This is a genomic window from Streptomyces sp. UH6, from assembly GCF_013421635.1.
GTDB lineage: Bacteria > Actinomycetota > Actinomycetes > Streptomycetales > Streptomycetaceae > Streptomyces > Streptomyces abyssomicinicus.
This window is the reverse complement of record NZ_JACADT010000634.1, coordinates 1-3,375: the sequence shown is the minus strand read 5'-3', so window position 1 is coordinate 3,375 and position 3,375 is coordinate 1. Positions and strand designations below refer to the sequence as shown.

The following is a 3,375-nucleotide window of genomic DNA, read 5'->3' as shown; positions in this document are numbered from 1 at the left end:
GGCGCCCCCGGCGCCCACCATCCCCTCGCCCCGCACGCCTGTCTCCTTCCCCGTCCCGCCCCAGGGCGCGGCCCCCGTCGCGCGCCCGCCGGTGGGCCGGGTGACGGTCCGGCTCGGGGCGATCGAGAAGGTCGGTGACGTCGACATCCTCGTCTCGTCCGAGAACGTGTACCTGGAGATGTCCAAGACCTTCCGGCCGACGGTCTCCGGAGCGCTGCGCCGGGCCGCCACCCAGCGCGACGGCGCCGGCGAGGCCGTCGACGACGTCCTCACCCGTGAACTCACCGTCTGGCTCCGCACGCACCACCGGACCGGCAGGGCCGTACCGCCGGGAACGGTGGTGCCCACCTCGCCCGGAGCGCTGGTCCGCCAGGGCGTCCGCCGCGTCTACCACGCCGCGGTGGCCACCCCGGTGAACGACGGCGAGGGCTACCACGTCTCCCCCTCCGACATCGCCGCGGCCGTCCGGGCGTGCTTCCAACTGGCCCGCGAGGAGCGGACGGCACTGGCCCTCCCGCTGACGGGCATCTGCTTCCCCCTGCTCGGCGCCGGGCACGGCGGACTTCCCGCGGGCGACGCGGCGCGGCACCTGGTGCGGGCCGTACGGGCCGAACTGCGGCAGGACCCCAGCTGGTCGGTGCTGCTGGTGAGCAACAGCGAGGTCCGCGCCGACCTGCTCAGGCGCGCCAACTCGGAGCCTTGATCGTCACGCCGGCCTCCGCCAGCCCCTTCTCGAACGCGCGCAGCTCGCCCCGCAGCGGCACTCCGTGGACGCGCACGCGCACCGGCGACCCGGCCTCCACCGCCACCTCCAGCCGGGAGCCCGTGCTCTCCCGCGACAGGTGCGGGGCGTAGCGGGCCCCGCCGCGCGGGGTCAGCGGGGTCAGCCGCTGATTGGCCGACCCGCGCCAGACCAGCCGGGTGGGCCGCTCGACGCGGAACCTGCCGGTGATCACGGCGTCGGCGTGGCGGAGCGCCCGGTGGTGCGACCGCGTCAGCTCGTCCGGTTCGTAGCCCGTGTACACCAGGAGGTCCGCGCCGTCCCCGCCCGCCGCGAACCGGTCCCGGAGCCGGGCCGCGTCCGTCAGCAGGGTGTCCAGCGCGTCGGCCTGGTCCAAGGGCTCACCGCCACTCACGGTGAGCCCTTCGGCCCCCTCCTCCAGTGCCTCCCCCCACTGCCGCGTCAGATCGGAGACGTCCGTGGCACGCCCCCCTCCGGGCTCCCAGGTGTGCCGTGACATGCACCCCGGGCAGGCCAGCCCGCATCCCTGGAACCAGATACCCAGGCGTTTCCCCGGACCGAGGGTCCGCAAAGGGAAATGGGTTCCGGAGATTCGGGCTTTCATGACGTCTCCTTCCGGGCGACGCCAAGAAGTATCGACGGCCCCGCCCGCCGCCCGCAATCGCCGACGGGCGCCTTGCCGGCCGCCCCCGGGGCGAACTCCGGGCGTTTCCCGGAGCATTTCTCTGGAACGATCAATTCCGGCTCATTTCCCGTCTGTTCCGTCGTCGTGCTCCGCTACTCTCTCCTTCTGCGCGGGGCTCAGGGGGAGTTCCGGGAGTTCCGTGCGGACGGGAATGGGAGGTCTTTTCCATGGCGAACTTCTCCGGCCGCACCGGAGGCCGTCCTCGACGGGTGAGACCGGGCTTCGTCTCCCGGGCCGCCGCCCGATTCCACGGAAGGCGGGACGCGGCGGACCTGGTGTCGGTGCTGCGCGAGGCACGCGGGGGAAGGGTCCCCGCGGACGTCGCCCTTCCGCCGCACGCCCTGGGCATCAGGTCCGAGGTGGAGCGGGGCAACGCCCGGCTCAGGCGGCGGATGCTGGTCGACGGGCACGCGCTGGTCACCGCCGTCCAGTCCGAGTCGGTCCGCATCGTCCACCAGTACACGGTGCGCGGCAGGCCGGCACCGGCCGCCCTGGCCCGGTACGGGCAGATGGTGGCGGACTGGCGCAACCGGGCCGCCGTCCAGCGGGCCAAGGCTCAGGAACTCGCCGACCAGGCCAACCAGTTGCTCGCCTGCTACTGGGACGCCGCCTGGCAGCGGGCGCGCCGTGACATGGATCCGGACGACAGCCCCCTGGACGAGCACCGTCCCGCCGGCTGGCTGCCCGGGGCGGTGACGCTCGACGCCAGCTGGCACCGCTGCGACGACTGGCTCGACACCGACAGCTGGTACGGGACGCGGTCCGCCGCGGACCGGCCCGCCGTGCGGCAGGCCCTGGACCTGCTCGACAGCCAGAACACCACCGGTCCCACCGCCTCACGGACGTAGCTCCCGCCGCCGGACCCGGCCCAGCCGCCCCCGCACCGGCCGGCGCCGCCCGTGGCCCGCCTGTGCGCGCCCGCGCGCGCCCCGAAGACACCCCTGCCCGAAGGTCCCACGTCCACCTGGTTCGGAACCCGGCCCTCCGGCCGACCGGTTCCCGGAAGGAAGGTCACCGTGCATCGCACAGCCCATGACGGCAGACGCGCGTTCCGTCTCCGTCGCGCGGCAGCCCTGATACCCGTGGCGGGGATGCTGGCCGCTCTGGCCTCCTGCACCGAGCCGCCCGACCCGCTGACCGCGCCGTGCGGTGTCGTGATCGACGGGTCCGGCTCCGGCGACGCGGGGAAGGGCGGCTTCGACGCGGAGGCCAAGCTGAAGGACACGCTGGTGCCGTTCCTCACCGAGCAGAAGTGCGGTTCGGTGGAGTTCGCGCCCATCACCCGCTCCTCGGAGGCCTCCTCCTGCCGGGTCGACGAGGTCGACCTCGACCCGGCGGGCGACGAGACCACCGACCACGACAGCGCCCGCCGGAAGGCGCTCGGCGAGGCCAAGCAGGCGGCCATGGCGGAGCTGGAGTGCGCGCGCACCCAGGGCGGCTCCGACGTGTGGGGGGCGCTGGACCGGATCGGTGAGGTCCTGGGCGGACCGGACGTCAAGATCCTCGTGGTCAGCGACTTCGAGCAGGCGGACAAGGACTTCACCATCGAGCCGTCGGAGCTCTCGACCGAGGCGGCCCGCGGGGAGGTCATCGACGCCATGGTCGAGGCGCGGGGCATGCCCGGGATCAAGGGCATGGACGTCTATCCGGTCGGCCTCGGCATGATCAAGGACATCAGGCCTGAGGAGAACGACGACTTCCAGGCCTTCTGGACGGAAGCCATCGAGGGAAGGGCGGAGGCCCGTGTCCAGTACGACTACAAGTGATCAGCCCCGCCCGAGGCGGCTCCGGCTGCCGACCCTTCTGACGCCCGGACGCCGCCCGCAGGCGCCCCGCCCGGGACGGGAGGCACGGCGGCCCGAGCGGCGCGACCGCCCCGTGGTGCTGGCGGCCCGGGCCGAACAGGAATTCCTCCGGGACGCCCGCCGCCGCGGCGTCGAGGCCGCCC

Annotated in this window: 5 protein-coding genes; 4 read left to right on the top strand and 1 reads right to left on the bottom strand. The window is 74.0% G+C overall.

Translation table 11 applies throughout. The features are described from left to right. Positions 1-703: macro domain-containing protein (locus HW445_RS23380; RefSeq protein WP_180222926.1), on the top strand; the 703-nt coding region annotated here is incomplete at its 5' end. Here HW445_RS23380 and HW445_RS23375 read toward each other — a convergent pair. Beyond that, positions 678-1,346, bottom strand: coding sequence for a 4Fe-4S single cluster domain-containing protein (locus HW445_RS23375; protein WP_180222925.1), 669 nt, complete (start codon positions 1,344-1,346; stop codon positions 678-680). The genes HW445_RS23380 and HW445_RS23375 overlap by 26 nt on opposite strands. 248 nt (positions 1,347-1,594) lie before the next feature. Here HW445_RS23375 and HW445_RS23370 point away from each other — a divergent pair, with 248 nt between their 5' ends. The 3 genes from HW445_RS23370 to HW445_RS32865 all read left to right on the top strand — a co-directional run. Further along, the gene (locus HW445_RS23370; RefSeq protein ID WP_180222924.1) at positions 1,595-2,275 is read left to right on the top strand and encodes a hypothetical protein; all 681 of its coding nucleotides are present in this window, start codon (positions 1,595-1,597) and stop codon (positions 2,273-2,275) included. 168 nt (positions 2,276-2,443) lie between these two features. Next, complete coding sequence (locus tag HW445_RS23365; RefSeq protein WP_180222923.1) at positions 2,444-3,193, top strand: hypothetical protein; 750 nt, start codon at positions 2,444-2,446, stop codon at positions 3,191-3,193. Next, positions 3,171-3,375: hypothetical protein (locus HW445_RS32865; RefSeq protein ID WP_218957314.1), on the top strand; the 205-nt coding region annotated here is incomplete at its 3' end. The genes HW445_RS23365 and HW445_RS32865, both read left to right, overlap by 23 nt.